Source organism: Bacillus sp. 5w2 (genome assembly GCF_054353775.1).
The window spans coordinates 207,921-233,809 of the sequence record NZ_JBTIWT010000005.1 but is presented as its reverse complement, the minus strand read 5'-3'; the positions used below and the strand labels follow the sequence as shown (position 1 = coordinate 233,809).

Genomic DNA, 25,889 nt, shown 5'->3' with positions numbered 1-25,889 from the left:
TTTGTTACAATAAAAAGATAGGTTAAGAAAAGAAGGGATTTTAATTATGGAAAAAGATGAACGTTTTAAACAGGCCGAGTTCGGTGCTATTGTCGGGATCGTTGGTAATATTATATTAGCGATTGTAAAGGCGGTAATTGGTTATATTGGGAACAGTAAAGCACTATTAGCGGATGCCGTGCATTCTGCATCAGATGTAATTGGTTCGCTTGCTGTACTGTTTGGATTGCGAGCAGCAAAGCAGCCGCCCGATGAAGATCACCCGTATGGTCATGGTAAAGCGGAATCGATTTCAGCGATTATTGTTGCAGTATTATTATTTATTGTGGGAATCGAGATAGCGATTTCGTCTCTAAAAGCTTTTTCGCAGGAACTAGAACCACCGAAGGGAATTACGATTTTTGCTGTTGTTCTTTCGATTATCGTGAAAGAAGGAATGTTTCAATATAAATTTCGATTAGGGAAGAGGGTAAATAGTGATGCAATTATTGCAAATGCATATGAGCACCGTTCGGATGTATTTTCTTCAATTGCAGCTTTAATCGGTATTTGTGCAGCGATTATGGGTGGTAAGTTTGGGCTAGATTGGCTTGTATATGCCGATCCAATTGCAGGATTATTTGTTTCACTGCTTGTTGCAAAGATGGCGTGGAGTATTGGGGCAGAAGCAATTCACGCAACGCTTGATCATGTTCTTCATGAGGAAGATGTTCTGCCGCTTAGAGAAGCAGTACTTCAAATAGATGGTGTGAAAAAAATCGGTTCTTTATATGCAAGGGAGCATGGTCATTACGTTATTGTCGATATTAAAGTTTCTGTAGATCCATACATTACTGTAGAAGAAGGGCACCGCATTGGCAAGCATGTAAAAGAAACGCTTATGGAACAAGATAACGTACAAAATGTGTTTGTACATATAAATCCATATTCTCCAAATTAAATATCATTAACATTTTAGTATACAGATATTGCATCGTAGTTTGCATCATATTGTCACCCCTTAATCTGTCTTGTATAATGAACAGGTTAAGGGGTGATTTCGTGTTACAACCGAAGACGCGTTGGAAAGAAAAAGAATATAACGATGAGCGAGTGAGTGAATTAGCAAGTAAATTAAAATTATCACCACTTGTCGTTTCGTTATTCCTCGGTAGAGGACTAGATACAGAAGATAAGATTTTAGATTTTTTAAATACAGAAAATCAAGAATTTCACGATCCATTTTTATTAGAAGGAATGGATAGAACGGTAGAACGTGTAAATAAGGCGATTCAAAATGGAGAGCAAATATTAATATTTGGTGACTACGATGCCGACGGAGTAAGTAGTACGACTGTGTTATATCTTGCTTTGCAAGAATTAGGTGCAGATGTAGAATTCTATATCCCAAACCGTTTTACAGAAGGTTATGGACCAAACGAAGCGGCATTTCGTTGGGCGCATAGCGCAGGGTTCTCACTAATTATTACTGTTGATACTGGTATCGCAGCAGTACATGAAGCGAAGGTGGCGAAGGAGCTTGGAGTGGATCTTATTATTACGGATCACCATGAGCCACCACCAGAATTGCCAGAAGCACTTGCGATTATTCATCCGAAATTAGATGGCGGTGTGTATCCGTTTCACTATTTAGCTGGTGTAGGTGTTGCGTTTAAAGTTGCACATGCACTTTTAGGCCGTGTACCAGAACATTTATTAGAAATTGCAGTAATTGGTACAGTAGCCGATTTAGTATCACTTCATGGTGAAAATAGATTGCTAGTGAAGCGCGGTTTAAAACATATGCGCATGACGAAAAATATCGGACTAAAGGCGCTATTTAAAGTTGCTAACGTTTCGCAAAGTGAAATTACAGAAGAGAGTATTGGCTTCGCAATCGCGCCGCGTATTAATGCAGTTGGACGTTTAGAAGATGCTACGCCGGCTGTACATCTTTTATTATCAGATGATCCAGAAGAAGCGAAAGAGTTGGCTGAAGAAATTGATGAGCTGAACAAACTGCGAAAAGATATTGTAAAGCAAATTACAGAAGAAGCTATTGCTGAAGTGGAAAATAATTTCCCGCCAGAAGACAATAAAGTGTTAGTGCTTGCGAAAGAAGGCTGGAATCCAGGTGTAATTGGAATTGTCGCTTCTAAATTAGTTGAACGTTTTTATCGTCCGACGATTGTATTAAGCATTGATCCTGTAAAGGAAACAGCAAAAGGTTCAGCACGTAGTATTGCAGGGTTTGATTTGTTTGCAAACTTGTCAGATTGTAGAGAGTTATTGCCACACTTCGGAGGGCATCCGATGGCAGCGGGAATGACGCTACATATGAATGATGTAGGTGAATTGCGCCGCCGCTTAAATGAACAAGCAGATACAATTTTAACAGAAGAAGATTTTATTCCAATTACAGCCGTTGATGTCTTTTGCAAGGTGGAAGATGTAACACTTGCAGCCATTGAAGATATGCAAAAGTTAGCGCCATTTGGTGTTGGAAATCCAAAACCGCGTATTGCAGTTAAGGATGCAGAGCTAGAAAGTATTCGTGCAATCGGATCAGACGGCTCTCATTTAAAAATGGCTCTTCGCGATGGACAAGCAACACTGGACACAATCGGATTCGGTTTTGGTGCGTATGCGAAAGAAATTTCTCCAGTTGCAAAGGTATCTGTAATAGGAGAAGCATCCATTAATGAATGGAATAATTTTAAAAAGCCGCAATTAATGGTACAAGATATTGCCGTAGAGGCATGGCAATTATTTGATTGGCGTAGTATGCGTAACGTAGAAGCGAATGTAGCAGAACTTCCGAAAGAAAAAATAACGATGGTGTATTTTTCTGAAGAGGTATTGAATAAATTTTCTTTAGAAGACTATAAAGAGCATATTATGCATGCATCAGAAGTAACTCATTTAGACGATCAATACATCGTGTTGCTTGATTTACCAAAAGGAACAGATGAATTACGAGATTTATTTAAAGTTGGGTTCCCTTCGCGAATTTACACGCTATTTTATCAAGAGAACAATCATTTATTTAGTACAGTCCCAACGAGAGAACACTTTAAATGGTACTACTCATTCTTAAGCCAAAAAGCACCATTTTCTTTAAGACAATACGGAGAACAACTGTGTCGTCATAAAGGTTGGTCAAAAGATACAGTAAATTTCATGACACAGGTGTTTTTTGAGTTAGAATTTGTTACAATAAAAGATGGCGTCATTTTTATGGCAGACAAAAAACAAAAGCGTGATTTAATTGAATCGAACACATATCGTGAGAAAATGAACCACTTACAATTAGAAAAAGAATTGGTTTATAGCACATATCAGCAACTATATACATGGTTTGAAACGATTCGTAATCATAAAGAAGTAGAACAGTTAGGGTAAAGGATTTGTATTTACAAACCTTTTAGATCTGAGGAGGATTCAGAAATATGGATTTCAAGCAACATATCGCAATTGTACCGGATTATCCAAAAGAAGGTATTGTATTTAAAGACATTACACCGTTAATGAACGACGGTAAAGCATACAAAGCAGCAACAGATGCAATCGTTGAGTATGCAAAGAAAAGAGACATTGACCTTGTAGTAGGACCAGAAGCACGTGGCTTTATTATCGGTTGCCCAGTTTCTTATGCATTAGAAGTAGGTTTTGCACCAGTTCGTAAATTAGGGAAATTACCACGTGAAGTAATTACAGTTGACTACGGTAAAGAATATGGTAAAGATGTTTTAACAATCCATAAAGATGCAATTAAGCCAGGTCAACGCGTATTAATTACAGATGACTTATTAGCTACAGGTGGAACAATTGAAGCGACAATTAAGCTAGTTGAAGAACTTGGCGGAGTTGTAGCAGGAATTGCATTCTTAGTAGAGCTTACTTACTTAGATGGTCGTAAAATGTTAGATGGTTACGATGTATTAGTATTAGAAAAATACTAATCACTATATAGTAAAACTACGGTGATAAAAAGTACCCGTGAATCTCTTGGAGAGGAGCGGGTACTTTTGTATAATTGCACAAAAAAATAAGGTGAAATGTCAGTAAAATCTTTTCCTTTTCACAATTCACAATCATTGGGTTATAATGATAGAATATAATTTATTCTATTTAATTAAGATAAAGTCAATTTTCAATAAAAGGTGATTCGATGGCAAATGAGCAGGTACTAACAGCTGAACAGGTACTCGAGAAAGCAAGTCAATATTTAGCGGATGAAGATATTGAGCTAGTGGCACGTGCCTATGAATATGCACGTGATGCGCATAGCGAACAATACAGAAAATCGGGTGAACCGTACATTATTCATCCAATTCAAGTTGCAGGTATTTTAGTTGATTTACACATGGATCCAGCTACAGTATCAGCAGGTTTCTTACATGATGTAGTAGAAGATACAGAGATTACATTAGAAGATATTGAACGGGAATTTAATAAAGAAATTGCTATGCTTGTCGATGGTGTGACAAAGCTCGGAAAGATTAAATATAAATCTCATGAGCAACAACAAGCAGAAAACCATCGCAAAATGTTTATTGCAATGGCTCAAGATATTCGAGTTATTTTAATTAAACTAGCTGATCGCCTTCATAACATGCGTACATTGAAACATTTGCCGCAAGAGAAGCAGCGTCGCATTGCGAATGAAACGTTAGAAATCTTTGCACCTTTAGCACATAGACTCGGAATTAGTACTATTAAATGGGAGCTAGAGGATACGTCACTGCGCTATTTAAATCCACAACAATACTATCGTATTGTAAATTTAATGAAGCGTAAACGTGCAGAACGTGAAGAATATTTAGACGAAGTAATGACTGGTATTCGTGAGAAATTAAAAGAAGTTGCAATTCAACCTGAGATTTCTGGAAGACCAAAACATATTTATAGTATTTATCGTAAAATGGCACTGCAAAATAAACAGTTTAATGAAATTTACGATTTATTAGCTGTACGTGTCGTTGTAAATAGTATTAAAGATTGTTATGCGGTACTTGGAATTATTCATACGTGCTGGAAGCCAATGCCGGGTCGTTTTAAAGATTATATTGCAATGCCGAAAGCAAATCTATATCAATCTCTTCATACGACTGTAATTGGGCCGAAAGGTGATCCGCTTGAAGTGCAAATTCGTACGAAAGAAATGCATGAGATTGCAGAATTCGGGATCGCGGCACACTGGGCGTATAAAGAAGGAAAAACAGCAGAAACAACAGGTACATTAGAGAAGAAACTTACATGGTTCCGTCAAATATTAGAATGGCAAAATGAAGCTTCTAATGCAGAAGAGTTTATGGAGTCATTAAAAATTGATTTGTTCTCTGACATGGTATTCGTTTTCACACCGAAAGGCGATGTAATGGAATTACCACTTGGATCTGTTCCGATTGACTTTGCGTATCGTGTCCATTCAGAGATCGGGAATAAAACAATTGGTGCAAAAGTAAATGGGAAAATGGTGACCCTTGATTATAAATTAAAAACGGGTGACATCATTGAAATTTTAACATCGAAACATTCGTATGGACCAAGTCAAGATTGGGTGAAACTTGCTCAAACATCTCATGCGAAAAACAAAATACGTCAATTCTTTAAGAAGCAACGTAGAGATGAAAATATTGAAAAAGGCCGTGAGCTTGTTGAAAAAGAGGTGCGTGGCCTAGAGTATGAGATGAAAGAAGTGTTAGCTCCTGACAATTTAAAACGTGTTGCTGAGAAGTTCAATTTTGCAAATGAAGAAGATATGTTTGCAGCAGTTGGATATAGCGGTATCACTGCATCACAAATTGTTACGCGACTAACGGACAAGTTCCGTAAGCAACGTGAAGAAGAAGAAATCGTTGAAGTTAAAGAAGTTCGTAAACCGATGAAAATTCGAAAATGGGATTCTGGCGTTAAAGTAAGTGGTGCGGATAATTTATTAATTCGTTTATCAAAATGCTGTAACCCAGTACCGGGTGATGATATCGTTGGGTATATTACGAAAGGCCGAGGCGTATCGATTCACCGCCGTGACTGTGTAAATGTTCATACAGAAGAAGCTATAGAACGTTTATTAGAAGTAGAGTGGGAAGGTAGCCCTGAAAAAGAAATTGAGTACAACGTTGATATTGAAATTTCAGGTTATGATCGCCGTGGTTTATTAAATGAAGTATTACAAGCTGTTACAGAGACGAAAACCTACATTTCTGCAGTTTCTGGTAGAAGTGACCGTAATAAGATGGCGACAATTAATATGTCAATCTCGATTCGTAACTTACAGCATTTGAAAAAAGTAGTAGAACGCATTAAACGTGTTCCAGAAATTTATGCAGTACGACGCATGATGCATTAATAGGGAGTGTAGAAAGATGAGAGTTGTTTTACAACGATCAAAAGAAGCGTCTGTCACAGTAGACGGTGAGATCGTAGGACAAATTCCGTTCGGTTTAACATTACTAGTTGGCATTACGCATGAAGATACAGAAAAAGATGCAACTTACATCGCAGAAAAAATTGCGAACTTACGTATTTTTGAAGATGAGAGCGGAAAGATGAACCATTCTGTACTGGATGTAGAAGGACAAGTTCTATCAATTTCGCAATTCACATTATACGGAGATTGTCGCAAGGGAAGACGTCCAAACTTTATGGATGCTGCTAAACCTGACTATGCAGAGCGTTTATACGATTTCTTTAATGAAGAAGTTCGTAAACAAGGATTGCATGTAGAAACAGGGAAGTTCGGAGCGATGATGGACGTTTCTTTAATCAATGATGGTCCGGTGACCTTAATTGTAGAAAGTAAATAGTGTTGCTTACAAAGAGGGGGTTATTTAATCCTCTCTTTTCTATACATTGTTGTATGTTTTGTTCATTTACCCTGTAATAGCTCGATTGGTGAAGGTTAATAATCAGTGAGGGATGGACAAAACCCCCACTGATTAAAGTTTCACTTTATTTGGAATTAATAGCTGTTTTAGTTATGTATAACTCTCTCATCAATATGGAACAATAAAAAGTAAAACATCCATATTGAATGTGAGGGATATACGTATGCGTATGAATGAAAAAGGGCATTCTGTTACAAATGGTGCAAATCAACTGTTTAACGTGAATTTTCATGAGTTTATTTCAAAGGAACAAAACAATACTTCAATGGAGCTTGCTTCTGAGTTTGGAATTTCTCTTCAAGATGTAAAGCGTCTAAAGAAGCAGATTGAACGCTCTTAGAGCACTTGACAATCCTACTGAACAAACGTATAGTAATTTTATATTTACATATGAATATAACCGTTGATAGAGAAGAGTAAATGAGACACACATGGAAAGAGAAGAAATGTCTTAGGCTGAAAACATTTCTACATGATGACTGATTGAATGACACTCTAGAGGTTTCAACTTGAACAGCATATATGCTTAGTAGGGATGAACGCACATTTAAGCGTTATTAAAAAAGTGGAAGCATACGTGCTTCAATTAGGGTGGCACCACGGGTATAATACTCTCGTCCCTACTGTTCAAACAGTAGAGGCGGGAGTTTTTTTATTTTTATTAAGATTAAAACAATTTGAGGAGGAACTGAATATGTCTATTCAAATCCCACGCGGAACGCAAGATATTCTTCCAGGTAGCGTTGAGTTATGGCAGTATATCGAAGGGCAAGCACGCGAAATTTGCCGTCGTTACAACTATAAAGAAATTCGTACACCAATTTTTGAACACACTGAGCTATTTTTACGTGGTGTTGGTGATACGACAGATATCGTACAAAAAGAAATGTACTCATTCCAAGATCGTGGAGAGCGCAGTTTAACATTACGTCCAGAAGGTACTGCACCTGTTGTGCGTTCTTACGTTGAAAACAAAATGTTCGGTGATGCAACACAACCAACGAAATTATACTATATCGGTCAAATGTTCCGTTACGAAAGACCACAAGCAGGTCGCTATCGTCAATTCGTACAATTTGGTATTGAAGCAATTGGTAGTAATGATCCTGCAATTGATGCAGAAGTAATTGCACTTGCTGTAGAGTTTTACCGCGGCATGGGCTTAAAAAATATTAAAGTTGTATTAAACAGCTTAGGTGATGCGGCGAGCCGTCAAGCGCACCGTGATGCGTTAATCGCACACTTCGAGCCACGTATCGGTGAGTTCTGTTCTGACTGTCAATCTCGTTTAGAAAAGAACCCTCTTCGTATTTTAGATTGTAAGAAGGACCGTAACCATGAATTAATGGGAACAGCACCATCTATTACAGAATACTTAAACGAAGATTCAGCAGTATACTACGACAAAGTTCAAGAACTATTAACGATGATGGATGTTCCATTTGAAAAAGATCCGAACTTAGTACGTGGTTTAGACTACTATCAACACACTGTTTTTGAAATTATGAGTGAGGCAGAAGGTTTTGGTGCTATCACTACATTAAGCGGTGGTGGCCGTTATAACGGGCTTGTACAAGAAATCGGTGGACCAGAAATGCCAGGTATCGGTTTTGCGATGAGTATCGAACGTTTAATTATGGCGCTAAAAGCTGAAAACATCGAATTACCAATTGAACATAGTATTGATTGTTATGTTGTAGCGCTTGGTGAAAAAGCGAAAGACCATGCTGCGAAAGTTGCGTTTGATCTTCGTAAAGCTGGATTATCAGTTGAAAAAGATTATTTAGACCGCAAAATGAAAGCACAATTTAAATCAGCAGATCGTTTAAAGGCGAAATTTGTAGCTGTATTAGGGGAAGATGAGCTAGATAAAGGCATCATTAACTTAAAAGATATGGCAACAGGTGAACAAGAAGAAGTAGCATTAGATGTATTTGCTTCATACGTAGCAGAGAAATTAATATAGGGGGAACTTACAGTGGCTGAAAGAACACATGCATGTGGAAAAGTAACAGTAGAAGCAGTTGGGCAAACAGTTCAATTAAAAGGTTGGGTACAAAAACGCCGTGATTTAGGTGGATTAATCTTTATCGACTTACGTGACCGTACAGGTATCGTACAAGTTGTATTTAACCCAGAAACATCAAAAGAAGCGCTAGAAGTAGCAGAAACAATTCGTAGCGAGTATGTATTACACGTAGAAGGTACAGTTGTTGAGCGTGGTGAAGGCGCAATTAATGACAATATGGCAACTGGTCGTATTGAAGTACAAGCAACGAAAGTAGACGTATTAAATGCAGCGAAAACAACGCCAATCATTATTGCTGATGATACAGATGCATCAGAAGATGTGCGTTTAAAATATCGTTATTTAGACTTACGTCGTCCAGTAATGTTTAACACATTCAAAATGCGTCACGACGTAACAAAAACAATTCGTAACTTCTTAGATACAGAAGAGTTCTTAGAAGTAGAAACACCAATTTTAACGAAGAGCACGCCAGAAGGAGCTCGTGACTATTTAGTACCAAGTCGTGTACATGATGGTGAATTCTATGCATTACCGCAGTCTCCACAGCTATTTAAACAGCTTCTTATGGTCGGCGGATTTGAGCGTTACTATCAAGTAGCACGTTGTTTCCGTGACGAAGATTTACGTGCAGACCGTCAACCAGAATTCACGCAAATCGATATCGAAGCTTCATTCTTAACACAAGATGAAATTTTAGAAATGATGGAGCGCATGATGACGAAGGTTATGAAGGATGCAAAAGGTGTAGAAGTGAGTGCACCATTCCCTCGTATGAAATATGCTGATGCAATGGCTCGCTACGGTTCTGATAAGCCAGATACACGCTTTGAAATGGAACTAACAGACTTATCTGAGTTTGCAGCAGGTTGTGGTTTCAAAGTATTTACAAGTGCTGTAGAAAGCGGCGGACAAGTAAAAGCAATTAATGCAAAAGGTGCTGCGAGCAAATACTCTCGTAAAGATATCGATGCATTAACTGAATTCGTGAAAGTATACGGTGCAAAAGGTCTAGCTTGGCTGAAAGTGGAAGAAGACGGCTTAAAAGGACCAATCGCGAAATTCTTCGGTGAAGAAGATGCAAACGCGTTAATGAGTACATTAGAAGCTACTGCTGGCGACTTATTACTATTCGTAGCAGATAAGAAGAGCGTTGTTGCAGATAGCTTAGGTGCACTTCGTTTACGTCTAGGTAAAGAGCTTGAGTTAATTGACGAAAGTAAATTTAACTTCCTATGGGTAACTGATTGGCCACTTCTTGAGTACGATGAAGATGCAGATCGTTACTTCGCAGCTCACCACCCATTCACAATGCCATTCCGTGAAGACGTTGAGCTATTAGAAACAGCACCAGAAAAAGCACGTGCACAAGCATATGACCTTGTATTAAATGGTTATGAGCTTGGTGGTGGATCACTTCGTATTTACGAGCGTGACGTACAAGAAAAAATGTTCAAAGCACTTGGATTCTCACAAGAAGAAGCGCAAGAGCAATTCGGATTCTTATTAGAAGCATTCGAATACGGTACGCCACCACACGGCGGTATCGCATTAGGTTTAGACCGTCTTGTTATGTTACTTGCAGGGCGTACGAACCTTCGTGATACAATTGCATTCCCAAAAACAGCAAGCGCGAGCTGCTTATTAACAGAAGCTCCAAGTCCAGTAGCAGAAGCACAGCTTGAAGAACTGAACTTGAAGTTGAACGTAAAAGAAGAGAAGTAAGAATAGGGTCTAGATGGTTATACTATAGCCGTCTAGACTTTTTTTGATAGGAAGTTTAAAAAGTCCGGTTCAGATAACTGTCGCATTTCATCGTTGCTTCGCCAGTCCGGTGCTCGAGTAGTAAAGCTACACTGCGCTCCTCCTGGCTTCAGTGCCTCGAACTGCTCGGTTCTCTGAATCCTCCTTTTTCAACGTGTATGTAGGAAGAAAAAAAGCCCGGTTTATATTATGTTTTTTGTTTGGAATATGTATTTTTAGGAATTCTATAACTTTTTCTATACAAATAGTCGGAAAAACGCTAGAATACATGATAGACCATTTTTGTAATAGGAGTGTAGAGCTGAATGTTACATCAATTTTCACGTAATGAATTAGCCTTCGGTAAAGAAGGACTTGAAATATTAAAAAATAGTACAGTCGGTATTTTAGGAATTGGCGGCGTAGGATCATTTTCAGCTGAAGCGTTAGCGCGTTCTGGCGTAGGACGTCTCGTATTAGTTGATAAAGACGTTGTAGATATTACAAACGTAAACCGTCAAATTCACGCTTTAGTATCTACTGTAGGGCGTTCAAAAGTAGAATTAATGAAAGAGCGTATTGCAGACATTAATCCAGAGTGTGAAGTAATTGGACTAGAAATGTTTTATACAGATGAAACATATGAAGAGTTCTTTAAACACGGTTTAGATTTCGTAGTGGATGCATCGGATACGATTACGTTCAAAATTCATTTAATTAAACAATGTTTACGTCGCAAAATTAAAATTATCTCATGTATGGGTGCAGCAAATAAAATGGACCCAACTCGTTTCCGTATTGCGGACATCTCTAAAACACATACAGATCCGATTGCGAAAGTCATTCGTACGAAGCTTCGTAAAGAGGGTATTAAAAAAGGTGTAAAAGTTGTCTTCTCTGACGAAAACCCAATCGTAATTCGCGAAGAAGTACGTAAAGAAATCGTACCAGACGAAAATGCAAAAATTCGTAAAGCGAAATTACCACCTTCATCAAATGCATTCGTACCATCTGTGGCCGGCTTAATTATGGCAAGTCACGTTGTACGTGAGCGTATTAAAAACGTAGAAGTGAAGCGTGTAGGGCAAGAATAAAGTGAAAGCATATATTCGTCTAGGGTATATGCTTTTTCTATTATATTTTAAAGAACTGCTGATATCTGCAATACTAATACTTCAAGTGTAAGTAATCCTAGTAAAGAATAATCGTATTTGTCCGATTTATAACCTGAGGTCTTTTTTAAACTATGAATGGTAAAAAGACCTAACGTTAGAACGAGAATACCGAGTGTTATTTTGAAGACTGTTAATGAAATAGAGATCATCTCCTTTCAATTGTATATGTTTATAGTAACATGTAAGTGGGGTAATATCCATTTAATCCCAGTTATTCTTTGTATAGCAGGTCGACTTATTTTGTTGATTTTTGTCGGTAAATCGATATAATTAAAAAATCGTTGATATATTGTAAGTTACGATAGATATATTTGAAAAAACGTTTATATAATTTCACTTACCGATACATACTATTCGCTGAAAAAATAAACAGGGATGTCACTTAGTCAAAAAGTGACATCCCTGTTTTTAATTCTCTGCAGAATAAATAATATCTAAATTTCCATTTTGATCTGTCTTGAAAATGGGAGCAATCTGTTCTTCTTGTTCTTCAACTGAAACGAGTTTTCGAGCACGGTCCATAATTCTAACAAGCATTGCGTAATCTTCTTCGATTGCTTGTTGTTTTTTTGTGAGTATCGCTAATTTTGCTTCAAGTTCATGATTCGTTTTTTCTAGGGAAGTAAGCTGATCTTGTAATACATCATTTTCAGTTTGTAACTTTGCGATTGATGGGTTATTATGTTCCATGTTTTGCAAAAATGAGATGACATTTTGCATTGTAAGATCTTGTTTACTTGGCGTAATATCTTCTGAAAACTCGGCATCGATTACGAGTTGTTTCGTTTTCGTGAAATGTTCTTTTTCTATTTTAGCTTCAGAGCGTTTTAATTCTTTACGTTGTTTTTTTGCGAGTTGCACCGCATCTTCGTAATTCGGTCTTACTTCAGCATTCCACCTAAAGCCGCAAGCTGCGGAAGTGCGGTTCAATGCATCGCCAACTTCATCGAATGCTTTTATTTGTGTACTGCCGCTGCGAATATGTCGTAAAACAGTTTCTGCTAAAAGGAGATCGTCTTCTTTTGTCCATGCATCTTGACGTGTTTTCATAAGCGAAGCCTCCATAATGGTGACGTTTTCGCTTATGTTACCCTTTATTTTTCGTTTTATTCGAACTTTGTAATCTTTCATATACAGTAGAAAGTGCTTGCTCAAATTTCCCTGTCGTTTTCGGTTTATAATAGTGTTTGTTTTTTATTTTATCAGGTAAGTATTGTTGTTGTACCCAGCCATTTGGATGGTCGTGTGGATATAAGTATCCAATGCCTCTTCCGAGTGATTCTGCGCCTTTGTAATGACTATCTTTTAAATGACTTGGAATGTCGCCTGTTTGACCGTTACGTAAATCGTGTAATGCAGCATCAAGTGCTTTATAAGCTGAGTTTGATTTTGGTGATAGACAAAGCTCGATAACAGCATTTGCAAGTGGTATGCGTGCCTCTGGGAATCCAACTCGTTCCGCTGATTCTATGGCTGCTAGTGTACGCGGTCCGGCTTGCGGGCTAGCGAGTCCGATATCTTCATATGCCATAATAAGGAGACGTCTACCAATGCTTTGTAAATCACCAGCTTCAATAAGACGTGCTAAATAATGAAGTGCTGCATTTACATCACTTCCGCGCACCGATTTTTGAAATGCCGATAATACGTCATAATGAGCATCTCCACCTTTGTCGTGAACAAAGCTCTTTTTTTGCAAGCATTCTTCTGCAATTTCTAGCGTAATTTCCGCAGCTTTGTCATCAGTTGTAAAGCTAGATAAAACAGCTAGTTCAAGTGCATTATAAGCGGAACGCATATCTCCGCCTGATGCATTTGCAAAGTGATGTAATGCTTCAGGCGTAACAGTTACATCATATTCCCCAAGACCTTTTTCTTTATCTTCAAGTGCTCGTTTTAAGCCAATTAAAAGATCATCTTCTGTTAATGCGTGTAATTCGAAGATTTGACAACGACTTCGAATAGCAGAATTAATAGCATGGAACGGATTACTCGTCGTTGCACCAATTAAGGTAAGGAGCCCGCTTTCTAAATGAGGTAATAGAAAATCCTGCTTTGCTTTATCTAGACGGTGTACTTCATCTAAAATTAAAACGAGGTGTCGATGCATCTTTGCCTCTTGTACGACAACTTCCATATCTTTTTTATTATGAGTAACAGCGTTTAATAGGCGAAAAGGGGTTCCGGTACTTCCTGCAATTGCGCTCGCAATGGATGTTTTTCCAGTGCCTGGAGGGCCATATAAAATCATAGATTGAAAATGATTTGCTTGGACCATTCGCCATAAAATCTTTCCTTCACCAACTAAATGCTGTTGTCCGATAATTTCTTGAATATTTGTAGGGCGCATTCGATGTGCGAGTGGTTGTTTCATTTTTTACCGTCTCCCTTAATGTATAATCTCTTTCTATCGTATCATTTTTTTTAGTGGAATTTGAAATAGGATGCTGTTTTGTGGGAAAAATGAATATGAATATTTTCATTTTTCTTTCAATTGTAATAATTTCCGAGTTTTTCAATGTGATTTTATGTTATCATTTTGATACACAAGTTGAAATTTCTTATAATACTATATTATGCTATAATTTCATAGGATTTTAAATTGTGTTCTTTTATAAATAAGATATAACCAATAGAAGTGAAAATTTGAAAAGAGGTGCAAAATAGATGAAGATTTCAACGAAAGGCCGCTACGGCTTAACAATTATGATCGATCTTGCAAAAAAGTTTGGTGAAGGTCCAATTTCCTTAAAATCAATTGCGCAGGCACATGACTTATCGGAACATTACTTAGAGCAATTAATTTCACCACTTCGTAACGCTCGTCTAGTAAAGAGTACGCGCGGGGCATATGGCGGATATGTATTATCAGATCAGCCAGCTAACATTACAGCTGGGGATGTCATCCGTGTACTAGAGGGTCCAATTAGTGTTGTAGAAATGATAGAAGAAGAAGAACCGGCACAACGCCAATTATGGATGCGTGTTCGTGATGCAGTGCAAGAAGTGTTAGATAGCACAACGTTAGAAGATTTGGTACGTTATGAGGAAGAAAATCATGGGGGCTATATGTTTTACATTTAATTCCTTGTGAAACGATTTGGAAAGAAGGAGATTTAATGGAACGCATTTACTTAGATCATGCTGCGACATCTCCGACTCACCCAGAAGTGGTCGACAAGATGATTCCATATATGACAGAAACATTCGGAAATCCGTCTAGTATTCACTTTTATGGACGTCAAACGCGCCATGCAGTAGATGAGGCGAGACGTGTGTGTGCACGTAGCATTCATGCGAATCCGAATGAAATTATATTTACGAGCGGTGGTACAGAAGCTGATAATTTAGCACTTATCGGTGTAGCACGTGCGAATCGCCATAAAGGTAACCATATTATAACGACGCAAATTGAACATCACGCAATTTTGCATACGTGTGAATTATTAGAGCGTGAAGGGTTTGAAGTCACATATTTACCTGTTGATGAAACAGGACGCGTTCAAATTTCTGAAATACAAAAGGCATTAACAGAAGAGACAATTCTCGTATCCGTTATGTTTGGGAATAATGAAGTTGGAACGATGCAATCAATTGCGGAAATAGGTAAGCTGTTAAAAGAGCATCAAGCTTATTTCCATACAGATGCGGTACAAGCTTACGGATTAGTAGAAATAGATGTGAAAGAGTTCGGCATTGATTTATTATCGATTTCAGCTCATAAAATTAACGGACCGAAAGGTGTAGGGTTCCTATACGCTGGTGCAAATGTAAAATTTGAACCGTTATTAATAGGCGGGGAGCAAGAAAGAAAACGCCGTGCTGGTACTGAAAATGTACCGAGTATCGTTGGTTTGCAACATGCAATTTTGTTAGCTGAAAAAACTCGTGAGCAAAAAAATGCCCAATATGAAGAGTTTAAAGATATAATGGTATCTGTCTTCAAAAATGAAGACATTACTTTCGAGGTAAACGGAAACTTAGAATATCGCTTACCACATGTGCTTAATATTAGTTTTACAGGAATGAACATTGAACCGTTTCTTGTGAACTTAGACTTAGCTGGTATTGCAGTGTCAAGTGGTTCGGCTTGTACAGCTGGTTCGATTGATCCATCACATGTATTAGTGGCGATGTTCGGAAAAGACTCCGATCAAATACGTTCATCCGTACGCTTTAGTTTTGGACTTGGAAATACGAAAGAGCAAATTGAGAAAGCGGCGTACGAAACAGTGAAAATCGTGAAGCGATTAACACAAAATTAGCATGGGAGGTGACATGATGAACAAACTACCTCACGAAACACGCGTTGTCATCGGGATGTCCGGTGGCGTCGATTCATCTGTAGCAGCTCTTTTATTAAAAGAACAAGGTTATGATGTAATCGGAATTTTTATGAAAAACTGGGATGATACAGATGAGAATGGTGTCTGCACAGCAACAGAAGATTACAATGATGTAATTGAAGTGTGTAACCAAATCGGCATTCCGTATTATGCAGTAAACTTTGAAAAACAATACTGGGATAAAGTATTTACGTACTTCTTAGATGAGTACCGAGCTGGTCGTACACCAAACCCAGATGTAATGTGTAATAAAGAAATTAAATTTAAAGCATTTTTAGAGCATGCAATTGCGCTTGGTGCTGATTATGTAGCGACAGGCCATTATGCACGTGTTGCTTATATGGATGGCGAATATAAAATGCTTCGTGGCGTTGATGATAATAAAGACCAAACGTATTTCTTAAATCAATTAAGCCAAGAGCAATTATCAAAAACAATGTTCCCGCTGGGTGAACTGAAGAAACCACAAATTCGTGAAATGGCAAAAGAAGCTGGTTTAGCGACAGCGGCGAAGAAAGATAGTACGGGTATTTGCTTCATTGGTGAACGTAACTTTAAAGATTTCTTAAGTAACTATTTACCAGCACAACCAGGTGTGATGCAAACATTATCTGGTGAAGTGAAAGGAAAACATGACGGTTTAATGTACTATACAATTGGACAACGTCATGGCCTTGGTATTGGTGGTAACGGTGATCCATGGTTTGCTGTTGGGAAAAATTTAAAAGAAAACATTTTATATGTTGATCAAGGTTTCCATAACGAACTTCTATATGGTGATGAAGTTATTGCTACGAATATCGGCTGGGTAAGTAATGAAGCGAAAGAAAAAGAATTTAAGTGCACAGCGAAATTCCGTTATCGTCAAGAAGACAATAAAGTAACGGTTCAAATCGTTGATGAAAATACAGTTCGCATTCTTTGTGACGAGCCAATTCGTGCAATTACACCAGGACAAGCAGTTGTTTTCTATGATGGAGATGAGTGCTTAGGCGGTGCTACAATTGATGAAGTATACCGTAGTGGTAAGAAATTGGATTATTTAGGATAAAACGAGAAGCCTCTGCCGATTAGCGGTTAGAGGTTTCTTTTACATAAAGCGAATTTTCGTTCGCTTGGAAAATACATTCTTTGTTATAATTTGTTGTAGAGGTGAAGGACATGTCAAACAAACTTGAAACAGGTATTCAATATATGCAAGAAGGAAACTGGGAAGAAGCTGCTAAAAATTTCACAGAAGCAATCGAAGAAAATCCGAAAGATGCGCTTGGATATATTAATTTTGCGAACTTATTAGATGTATTAGGCGATAGTGAAAGAGCAATTTTATTTTATAAACGTGCATTAGAGTTAGATGATAAATCTGCGGCTGCTTATTATGGATTAGGAAACGTATATTACGGTCAAGAGCAATTTGCAGAGGCTAAAGCTGTATTTGAACAAGCGATGCAAGCGGGATTACAATCAGCTGATGTAACATTTATGTTAGGTATTACACATGTGCAGCTCGGAAATGATCGTCTTGCACTTCCATTTTTACAAAGAGCAACAGAATTAGATGAAAACGATGTAGAAGCTGTGTTCCAGTGCGGACTTTGCTTTGCGCGATTAGAACATATTCAAGAGGCGAAACCTTATTTTGAAAAGGTATTAGAAATGGATGAAGAGCATGCAGATGCGTATTATAATTTAGGTGTTGCGTACGTATTTGAAGAAAATAACGAGAAGGCTCTTGCTTTATTTAAGAAAGCAACTGAAATTCAACCAGATCACTTTTTAGCTGGTAATGGTATTCGTTTATTAGAGCAAGAAGCTGAATAAGGTGAACATATAGTTTAATGGGTAGTTATCCCTCATCTAAAGAGGTGGGGGATGTACTGCTCATTAAAGTGAAACGAAACCGGAAAGGAGAGGAAAAATGGGAAATCAACATGCAATGGATTTGTTTGAGGAAGAGAAAAAATTTATAAAAGCGCAAGTTCTTCATACCATTTTCCACAACGAAGAAAACCTCTATTCCGTTGTCAGTATGAAAATCATTGAAACGAATGAAACGTATGACGAAAAGAAAGTAATGATAAACGGTCATTTTCCCCGCATGCATGAAGATGAAGTGTTTACATTGACAGGGCATTTTAAAGATCACCCAAAGTATGGAAAACAATATTTGGTTGAAACGTTTAAGAAAGAATTGCCGCAAACAAAAGCAGGTATGGTGCAATATTTAGCGAGTGATTTATTTAAAGGGATTGGAAAGCGTACTGCTGAAAAAATTGTTGACCATCTCGGAGAACATGCTATTTCTAAAATTATGGACGATCCTGATGCGTTAAATGGTGTTGTTAACAAGCAAAAAGCGCAAGAAATATATGAGACAATTGTTGAACATCAAGGACTAGAGAAAGTAATGAGTTTTTTAAATGGTTACGGTTTTGGAACGAAGCTTTCTATTAAGATTTACCAGCAATATAAAGAGATGACATTAGAAGTGATTCGTAATAATCCATATCAGCTGATTGAAGAAGTGGATGGCATTGGCTTTGGAAGAGCGGATGATATAGGACGTGCGTTAGGGATATCGGGTAATCACGATGATCGTGTACGTGCAGGGTGTTTTTATACGCTAGAGAATGTTTCGCTGCAACTCGGTCACGTTTATATGGGAAAAGATCAACTTGTAAGAGAAACGATGTCACTTTTAAACAACCAAGAAGGAAGAGTGACAGAGGAAGACATTATAGGCTGCGTTGAAATGATGCAAAGTGAAGGGAAAGTTATCATAGAAGAAGAACGAGTGTATTTAGCATCGTTATTCTACTCTGAAAAAGGTGTTGTAAAGTCTATTCGCAGGCTTATGAATCAAGAAGAAACACCTTCATTTCCTGAAGCAGAAGTGTTAAAGACATTAGGTGAAATTGAAGAGCAGCTGAACGTACAGTATGCACCACTTCAGCAAGAAGCGATTCAAACGGCACTTCATAAACCGATGATGTTATTGACAGGTGGACCAGGAACGGGAAAAACAACCGTTATTAAAGGAATTGTTGAAATGTATGCATCACTGCACGGATTATCGTTAAATCCGAATGAATATAGTGATGATAATCCATTTCCGATATTATTAACGGCTCCAACAGGAAGAGCAGCAAAGCGAATGAGTGAATCGACAGGACTTCCAGCTTGCACAATTCACCGCTTACTTGGTTGGACGCCAGAAGGGTCTTTCCAGCGCAATGAAACGGATCCGGTTCAAGGGAAGTTACTCATTATTGATGAATTTTCAATGGTTGATATTTGGCTTGCAAATCAGCTGTTTAAGTCATTGCCGACGAACATTCAAGTTATCGTTGTAGGTGATGAAGATCAGTTACCATCTGTAGGGCCTGGACAAGTGTTGAAAGATTTATTGAATGCAGGTGCAGTTCCGACAGTAAAGCTTACTGAAATTTATCGTCAAGCGGAAGGCTCATCTGTTATTCAACTCGCCCATGCGATAAAAAATGGAACGCTCCCACCAGATTTAGCGCAAAATCAAAAAGATCGTTCATTTATCGGCTGTACAGGAGCTCAAATTGTTGAAGTTGTTAAGAAGGTTTGTGAAAATGCTAAGACAAAGGGGTTTAGCGCAAGAGATGTACAAGTATTGGCCCCGATGTATCGTGGCCCTGCCGGTATTAATGTACTAAACGAAGCGTTGCAAGAAGTGTTTAACCCGAAAAGGGAAAAGAGTAAAGAAATTGCTTACGGTGATGTTGTATATCGAAGAGGCGATAAAGTCTTGCAACTTGTTAATCAGCCAGAGAGCCAAGTGTTTAATGGTGATATCGGAGAAATTGTTTCGGTGTTTTATGCGAAAGAGAACGTTGAACAACAAGATATGATTATCGTTTCATTTGATGGCATTGAAGTAACATATACAAAGCCAGACTTAAATCAAATTACACATGCCTATTGCTGTTCGATTCATAAATCGCAAGGTAGTGAGTTTCCGATTGTGATTATGCCGATAGTAAAAAGTTACAATCGTATGTTACGTCGTAATTTAATTTACACTGGCATTACAAGAAGTAAGAAATTCCTTATTATTTGCGGGGAGGAAGCAGCTTTCCAGTCTGGTGTAAATCGCCTTGATGATGCAATGCGTCAAACGACTTTAGCGGGTCGCTTGCAAGAATCACAAGGAGAAGTACAGATGGTAACAGTTAATGGCGAAGAAATGGACGTGGAAAACATTTCACCGTATGATTTCATGTAACAAGGTGAAATTATATAGTGAAACTTTCAAACGTATAACGTTGAAAGGCTCCAGCAATGTATAAATGAATGCGGTTTGGACATAATGGCGAATAGAATCTGGGAGAATGTAAGGAGATGAAAGCCATATGTTCATTTGTCCAAATTGCAAAGGGAAAGACATTGGAAAAATAGGTGTCAACCAATTTTATTGCTGGAATTGTTATATCGAATTATCGGTTTCAAAGGGGAAAATCCATACGCATCAAGTAGAGGAAGATGGTTCATTAAGCTCTCTTGATGATTTATTTGATGAGAACGAAAGAACGATCGGATAACGAAAAGGGGGATTTACTTTGAATCTACGCAATTCATTAATCGCATTAGGTGTTGGAGCTGCAGCATATCAATATGCTCGCAAGCAAGATGTATTTTCGAAACGCAATATGAAAAAAGCACGTAAGATGATTAAATCTTATCTATAAGCGCAAAAAACTCCCTTCATGATAAGGGAGTTTTTTTATGCACTTGTATGCAAATATAAAAGTCCAATTTCAGAGAAGAGATAAGATAGACCGTAACATCCAACGCCGAGCATTCCGTAATGTAATAATTGTTTCGCTCTTTCTTTTCGCGAGGAACGAATAAAGAAACCTTTCCAAATCCCAAACCCGATACAAACCCATTCAAGAATCATAAAAAGTGCTGATAACACGAGCATAAATAAAACCATTATGAGCCCTCCTGATTATATTGTTCCATGCTGCATTCTCAGGGGTGGTTGTCCTTGTTATGTTATGTATATGTACGTCTTTATAAAACAGTATGGTCTGCACGAAAAGATTTTAAAACTTTTGCACATAACCTACCCTATTTATTTTCACAATAAAGGTGGAGGAGGTTTTTCGTGTGAAGAATCTTAAAATCATTTGGATATATCGTTTAGGGTTATTATTACTTGTCTTTCTTTGCTTGCTCGTTTTTTTAAAAATTAAGCCACTATGGTCACCGATTATTTTTGTATTTAAAGTGGCAATTACACCGTTTCTTATTGCGTGTTTTATTGCGTATTTATTGCATCCTTTAATTGAAAAAATTCATAAAGAAGGGATGCCACGCACACTCGCTATTTTGCTCATTTACATCCTTTTCTTTGGCGGAATTGGTTATGGGATTTATAAAGGAACACCAGTCGTTATTAAGCAGTTACAAGAAATCAATGAACAATTCCCGCAGTTTACAAAAATGTATGATTCTTGGATGGATGGCGTCACAGAACAAACAGCGAATTTCCCATCATTTATTCATGAAAAGGTGAAACAAATTTTTGTTGGGGTAGAAACGAAGATACAATCACTTTTAAATAAAGTAATGAGTACAGCTCGTGGTGTACTGGATTCGTTGCTTATTATTTTCTTAATACCGTTCATTGTATTTTACATATTAAAAGATTACGGTGAATTTTATCATATCTTTTGGAAACTAGTCCCAATTAAGTGGCGTAGTACGGGGCAAATGCTGGCGAAAGAAATTGATAAGTCACTCGGAAGTTATATTCGAGGACAGTTATTTGTTTGTTTAGTATTAGGAGGAGTATCCGTTCTTTCTTTTTGGTTTATCGGTATGAAATATCCATTATTACTCGGCATTATTATTGGGGTAACGGATATAATCCCATACTTCGGCCCTATATTAGGGGCAATTCCGACGTTGATGATTGCGGCAACGGTATCAACGAGTTTACTTATTAAGGCGGGAATTACAATCGCTATTTTGCAATTTTTGGAAAGTAACATTTTATCACCTTACATCGTTGGCAAGTCGCTTCGTATGCATCCTGTTATTATTATGCTTGCATTACTAGTTGGAGGAGAGGTTGCCGGGATTGTGGGGTTGTTAATATCGGTTCCGATTTTAGCAGTTATTCGTACAGTGATCGTTCATGTAAGGCCTCTTTGGAAAAAAGAAAATGTGTAATATAAAAGCCCTCTACTTATAAAAGTCGAGGGCTATCATTATGTAGAGAGTTGCTCGTGTATTTGTTGAACGAGAGAGCTTACATCGTTTGTTTGAATATGTTTTATTTTTTTCCATTCATTATCATACATAAATACAATTTGATTACTGAAAAGGTGCCGCTGCCCTTTTAAATCAGAAATTTTTGCGAAAGAGTACTCTTCAAATATTGGATTCTTGCTTACATCTGGTCCGTAAAAGAAGAGTCTTTTGTTCGTCAAAATTAACAGACCTGGCCTTGCGACGGAACGATATATAAATATATTTAATGAACATGCTGCGTAAAACAATATAGTTTCGTCCGTAGTTAATATGTTTTTAGCTTTGTTCAATAAGGTTGTCATTGTAATCGCTCCTTTATTATTTATAATTTAACTATAACAAAAAATAAATATTCAGAAAAGTATGTGGAGATATTTTCATGAAGATAGTACGAATTATTCATAAATGCATAATATAATGAAAGGCTGTTAAGAATGAATAGTAGAATAACTATGGTTAATGCAATATAAATGATTATCTACATTGACAAACTTAAGAGAATTCTATTATATTTAGTCATATAATACATTAAATCAATGACGGAACAAGTACGTTACAGTCCATTTATAGAGAGAAGCTTCCATATGGCTGAAAGAAGCTTTAAATGAAGGGTAACAGAAAGCTAATCCTGAGAGCAGCTAATCACTGCCGTCTTGCCACGTTACGGCACCATGAGGTGATGAATTGATTCGTATAGTAATCAATTCATAATTAGGGTGGTATCGCGAGTTAACTCTCGTCCCTTTTATAGGGGCGGGAGTTTTTTATATTTAAGGAGGAAAATACAATGAAACAACTAACAGGCGCACAAATTCGTCAAATGTTTTTAGACTTTTTCCAAGAAAAAGGACATGCAGTAGAACCTAGTGCATCACTAGTTCCACATGAGGATCCATCTCTTTTATGGATTAACAGTGGTGTAGCAACATTAAAAAAATATTTTGATGGACGTGTAATCCCGCAAAATCCACGTATTACAAATGCCCAAAAATCAATTCGTACAAACGATATTGAAAACGTAGGGAAAACAGCTCGTCACCATACATTCTTTGAAATGTTAGGTAACTTCTCAATCGGTGATTACTTTAAAGAAGAAGCAATTACTTGGGCTTGGGAGTTCTTAACGAGCGACAAATGGATCGGATTCGATAAAGAATTACTATCAGTTACAATCCATCCAGAAGATGAAGAAGCATTCACAATTTGGAATGAGAAAATGGGTGTTCCGAAAGAGCGTATCATCCGCTTAGAAGAAAACTTCTGGGATATCGGTGAAGGACCAAGTGGACCAAATACAGAGATTTTCTATGACCGCGGAGAAGCTTACGGTAATGACTTTAGTGACCCAGAATTATATCCAGGCGGAGAAAACGAGCGTTACTTAGAAGTATGGAACCTTGTATTCTCTCAATTTAACCATAATCCAGACGGTTCATATACACCACTTCCTAAGAAAAACATCGATACAGGGATGGGTCTAGAGCGTATGACATCTATCGTTCAAGATGTGCCTACAAACTTTGACACAGACTTATTCATGCCAATGATTGGTGCAACAGAATCAATTTCTGGTGAGAAATATCGTAATGGTGACTTAGAAAAAGATATGGCGTTTAAAGTAATTGCTGACCATATCCGTACAGTAACATTCGCTGTTGGTGACGGTGCTCTTCCATCTAACGAAGGTCGTGGTTATGTATTACGTCGTTTATTACGCCGCGCGGTTCGTTATTCGAAGAAATTAAACATCAATCGTCCATTCATGTTTGAATTAGTGCCGGTTGTTGGAGAAGTAATGAAAGACTTCTACCCAGAAGTACTTGAAAAGAAAGATTTCATTGCAAAAGTTGTGAAAAACGAAGAAGAGCGTTTCCACGAAACACTTCATGATGGTGAAGCAATTTTAGCTGAGGTTATCACAAAAGCAAAAGAAGAAAAAACAACTGTTATTTCTGGAGTAGATGCGTTCCGTCTATATGACACATACGGTTTCCCGATTGAATTAACAGAAGAATATGCAGAAGAAGCTGGTATGACAGTTGATCATGAAGGCTTTGAAAATGAAATGGAAAAACAACGTGAGCGCGCACGTGCTGCTCGTCAAGACGTTGATTCTATGCAAGTTCAAGGCGGTGTCCTTGGAGAAGTGAAAGTAGCGAGCGAGTTCGTTGGTTACGGTACAGTTGCGACAGAAAGTAACGTTGTTGCACTTGTGAAAAACGGCGAATACACAGACAGCTTACAAGCTGGCGAAGAAGGACAATTAATGCTTGATGTAACACCATTCTATGCTGAGAGCGGCGGACAAATTGCAGACCGTGGTTACCTTCTTGCTGACGGCGTGAAAGTTCTTGTAAAAGACGTACAAAAAGCACCAAACGGTCAAAACTTGCACAAAGTTGTTGTTGAAGAAGGTACATTAACGAAAGATGCGGCTGTGAAAGCTATTATCGATACGAAAAACCGTAGTAGCGTTGTGAAAAACCATACAGCAACTCACTTACTACACCAAGCATTAAAAGACGTACTTGGAACGCATGTTAACCAAGCAGGTTCTCTTGTAACTTCTGAACGTTTACGCTTTGACTTCTCTCACTTCGGTCAAGTACAAGCTGACGAATTAGAAAAAATTGAGCGTATGGTAAACGAGAAAATTTGGGAAAGTATTGATGTTGAGATTTCTCAAAAAGCAATCGAAGAAGCGAAAGAAATGGGCGCAATGGCATTATTCGGTGAAAAATACGGTGATGTTGTACGCGTTGTACAAGTAGGCGATTACAGCTTAGAGCTTTGCGGTGGTTGTCACGTTGATAACACAGCTTCTATCGGTATTTTCAAAATCGTTGCTGAGTCTGGTATCGGTGCAGGAACTCGTCGTATTGAGGCGGTAACTGGTAAGTCTGCATACGAATTAATGAACGATCAAGTAGGTTTATTAAAAGAAGCAGCAGGAAAAATGAAAACAAATCCGAAAGATATTTTAACAAGAGTAGATGGTTTATTTGCTGAAGTAAAACAACTTCAAAAAGAAAACGAATCTCTTGCAGCAAAATTAAGCAATATCGAAGCTGGAAACTTAACTGATTCAGTAATGACAGTTGATGGCGTGAACGTATTAGCGGCAAAAGTAAATGTTGCAGATATGAACAACTTACGTACGATGATGGATGACCTTAAAAATAAATTAGAGTCTGCAGTTGTCGTATTAGCGTCTGTAAATGATGATAAAGTAAACATCTTAGCTGGCGTAACGAAAGATTTAATCAGCCAAGGATACCATGCGGGTAAACTTGTGAAAGAAGTAGCTTCTCGTTGCGGCGGCGGTGGTGGTGGCCGTCCTGATATGGCTCAAGCAGGCGGTAAAAACCCAGCGCAAGTTGAGGAAGCTTTAGCATTTGTACAAGAGTACGTTAAATCTGTTTCAAAATAAAGA

At 37.8% G+C, this 25,889-nt stretch carries 22 protein-coding genes and 2 other annotated features; of the genes, 18 read left to right on the top strand and 4 right to left on the bottom strand.

Going from position 1 to position 25,889, the window contains the following annotated elements; translation table 11 throughout:
• Positions 1-46: 46 nt before the first annotated feature.
• The 9 genes from ACXY7N_RS13015 to ACXY7N_RS12975 all read left to right on the top strand — a co-directional run bounded on the left by ACXY7N_RS13015 (position 47) and on the right by ACXY7N_RS12975 (position 11,738).
• A complete protein-coding gene (locus ACXY7N_RS13015; protein ID WP_016086170.1) occupies positions 47-940 on the top strand; it encodes a cation diffusion facilitator family transporter in 894 nt (297 codons plus the stop codon).
• A 101-nt stretch (positions 941-1,041) separates the two neighbouring features.
• Entirely contained in the window at positions 1,042-3,381 is a 2,340-nt protein-coding gene (recJ, locus tag ACXY7N_RS13010) for a single-stranded-DNA-specific exonuclease RecJ (protein ID WP_016086171.1), read from the top strand.
• Between the two features lie 47 nt (positions 3,382-3,428).
• Positions 3,429-3,941 carry an adenine phosphoribosyltransferase gene (locus tag ACXY7N_RS13005; RefSeq protein WP_000346220.1) on the top strand — a complete coding sequence of 171 codons (513 nt, stop codon included), beginning with the start codon at positions 3,429-3,431 and terminating at the stop codon, positions 3,939-3,941.
• A gap of 209 nt (positions 3,942-4,150) precedes the next feature.
• Positions 4,151-6,334, top strand: a complete 2,184-nt coding sequence (gene relA / locus ACXY7N_RS13000) for a GTP diphosphokinase (RefSeq protein ID WP_016086172.1) — start codon at positions 4,151-4,153, stop codon at positions 6,332-6,334.
• A 16-nt stretch (positions 6,335-6,350) separates the two neighbouring features.
• Positions 6,351-6,791 carry a D-tyrosyl-tRNA(Tyr) deacylase gene (locus ACXY7N_RS12995; RefSeq protein ID WP_001266956.1) on the top strand — a complete coding sequence of 147 codons (441 nt, stop codon included), beginning with the start codon at positions 6,351-6,353 and terminating at the stop codon, positions 6,789-6,791.
• Positions 6,792-7,035: 244 nt separating this feature from the next.
• Positions 7,036-7,212 carry a hypothetical protein gene (locus ACXY7N_RS12990; protein WP_016086173.1) on the top strand — a complete coding sequence of 59 codons (177 nt, stop codon included), beginning with the start codon at positions 7,036-7,038 and terminating at the stop codon, positions 7,210-7,212.
• Positions 7,213-7,266: 54 nt separating this feature from the next.
• Positions 7,267-7,497: a binding site (T-box leader), on the top strand.
• Between the two features lie 69 nt (positions 7,498-7,566).
• Positions 7,567-8,838 carry a histidine--tRNA ligase gene (hisS, locus tag ACXY7N_RS12985; protein ID WP_000027073.1) on the top strand — a complete coding sequence of 424 codons (1,272 nt, stop codon included), beginning with the start codon at positions 7,567-7,569 and terminating at the stop codon, positions 8,836-8,838.
• Positions 8,839-8,850: 12 nt separating this feature from the next.
• The gene (gene aspS / locus ACXY7N_RS12980; protein ID WP_098985797.1) at positions 8,851-10,626 is read left to right on the top strand and encodes an aspartate--tRNA ligase; all 1,776 of its coding nucleotides are present in this window, start codon (positions 8,851-8,853) and stop codon (positions 10,624-10,626) included.
• Between the two features lie 344 nt (positions 10,627-10,970).
• The gene (locus tag ACXY7N_RS12975) at positions 10,971-11,738 is read left to right on the top strand and encodes a tRNA threonylcarbamoyladenosine dehydratase (RefSeq protein ID WP_000903182.1); all 768 of its coding nucleotides are present in this window, start codon (positions 10,971-10,973) and stop codon (positions 11,736-11,738) included.
• A gap of 489 nt (positions 11,739-12,227) precedes the next feature.
• On the opposite strand, the gene ACXY7N_RS12970 is transcribed toward ACXY7N_RS12975, so the two are convergent.
• A complete protein-coding gene (locus tag ACXY7N_RS12970) occupies positions 12,228-12,869 on the bottom strand; it encodes an RsfA family transcriptional regulator (protein WP_016086175.1) in 642 nt (213 codons plus the stop codon).
• A 37-nt stretch (positions 12,870-12,906) separates the two neighbouring features.
• Positions 12,907-14,193, bottom strand: a complete 1,287-nt coding sequence (locus ACXY7N_RS12965; protein WP_016135365.1) for a replication-associated recombination protein A — start codon at positions 14,191-14,193, stop codon at positions 12,907-12,909.
• Positions 14,194-14,486: 293 nt separating this feature from the next.
• Between ACXY7N_RS12965 and cymR the strand changes: the two genes are divergently transcribed.
• From cymR to ACXY7N_RS12930, 7 genes are all read left to right on the top strand, one after another.
• Positions 14,487-14,903, top strand: coding sequence for a cysteine metabolism transcriptional regulator CymR (gene cymR, locus ACXY7N_RS12960; RefSeq protein WP_000704116.1), 417 nt, complete (start codon positions 14,487-14,489; stop codon positions 14,901-14,903).
• 35 nt (positions 14,904-14,938) lie between these two features.
• The gene (locus ACXY7N_RS12955) at positions 14,939-16,084 is read left to right on the top strand and encodes a cysteine desulfurase family protein (RefSeq protein WP_016135364.1); all 1,146 of its coding nucleotides are present in this window, start codon (positions 14,939-14,941) and stop codon (positions 16,082-16,084) included.
• Positions 16,085-16,100: 16 nt separating this feature from the next.
• The gene (gene mnmA / locus ACXY7N_RS12950; protein WP_016135363.1) at positions 16,101-17,216 is read left to right on the top strand and encodes a tRNA 2-thiouridine(34) synthase MnmA; all 1,116 of its coding nucleotides are present in this window, start codon (positions 16,101-16,103) and stop codon (positions 17,214-17,216) included.
• A gap of 110 nt (positions 17,217-17,326) precedes the next feature.
• Complete coding sequence (locus ACXY7N_RS12945; protein ID WP_016086179.1) at positions 17,327-17,986, top strand: tetratricopeptide repeat protein; 660 nt, start codon at positions 17,327-17,329, stop codon at positions 17,984-17,986.
• 97 nt (positions 17,987-18,083) lie between these two features.
• Positions 18,084-20,420 carry an SF1B family DNA helicase RecD2 gene (gene recD2, locus ACXY7N_RS12940; RefSeq protein WP_098560296.1) on the top strand — a complete coding sequence of 779 codons (2,337 nt, stop codon included), beginning with the start codon at positions 18,084-18,086 and terminating at the stop codon, positions 20,418-20,420.
• Between the two features lie 127 nt (positions 20,421-20,547).
• Positions 20,548-20,736 (top strand): hypothetical protein, encoded by a 189-nt coding sequence (locus ACXY7N_RS12935; protein WP_000469281.1) that lies wholly within the window; start codon positions 20,548-20,550, stop codon positions 20,734-20,736.
• Between the two features lie 18 nt (positions 20,737-20,754).
• Positions 20,755-20,883: a YrzQ family protein gene (locus ACXY7N_RS12930; RefSeq protein WP_001053553.1), complete on the top strand. Its 129-nt coding sequence runs from the start codon at positions 20,755-20,757 to the stop codon at positions 20,881-20,883.
• A gap of 35 nt (positions 20,884-20,918) precedes the next feature.
• Here ACXY7N_RS12930 and ACXY7N_RS12925 read toward each other — a convergent pair whose 3' ends face one another.
• A complete protein-coding gene (locus ACXY7N_RS12925) occupies positions 20,919-21,131 on the bottom strand; it encodes a hypothetical protein (protein ID WP_016086181.1) in 213 nt (70 codons plus the stop codon).
• Between the two features lie 176 nt (positions 21,132-21,307).
• Between ACXY7N_RS12925 and ACXY7N_RS12920 the strand changes: the two genes are divergently transcribed.
• On the top strand, positions 21,308-22,375 hold the full coding sequence (locus ACXY7N_RS12920; RefSeq protein ID WP_116363332.1) for an AI-2E family transporter: 1,068 nt from the start codon (positions 21,308-21,310) through the stop codon (positions 22,373-22,375).
• Positions 22,376-22,413: 38 nt separating this feature from the next.
• Here ACXY7N_RS12920 and ACXY7N_RS12915 read toward each other — a convergent pair whose 3' ends face one another.
• Positions 22,414-22,758: a PH domain-containing protein gene (locus tag ACXY7N_RS12915; RefSeq protein WP_016135360.1), complete on the bottom strand. Its 345-nt coding sequence runs from the start codon at positions 22,756-22,758 to the stop codon at positions 22,414-22,416.
• Between the two features lie 225 nt (positions 22,759-22,983).
• Positions 22,984-23,203, top strand: a binding site (T-box leader).
• 40 nt (positions 23,204-23,243) lie between these two features.
• Here ACXY7N_RS12915 and alaS point away from each other — a divergent pair.
• Positions 23,244-25,886 carry an alanine--tRNA ligase gene (gene alaS, locus ACXY7N_RS12910; RefSeq protein WP_016080215.1) on the top strand — a complete coding sequence of 881 codons (2,643 nt, stop codon included), beginning with the start codon at positions 23,244-23,246 and terminating at the stop codon, positions 25,884-25,886.
• Positions 25,887-25,889: the final 3 nt, after the last annotated feature.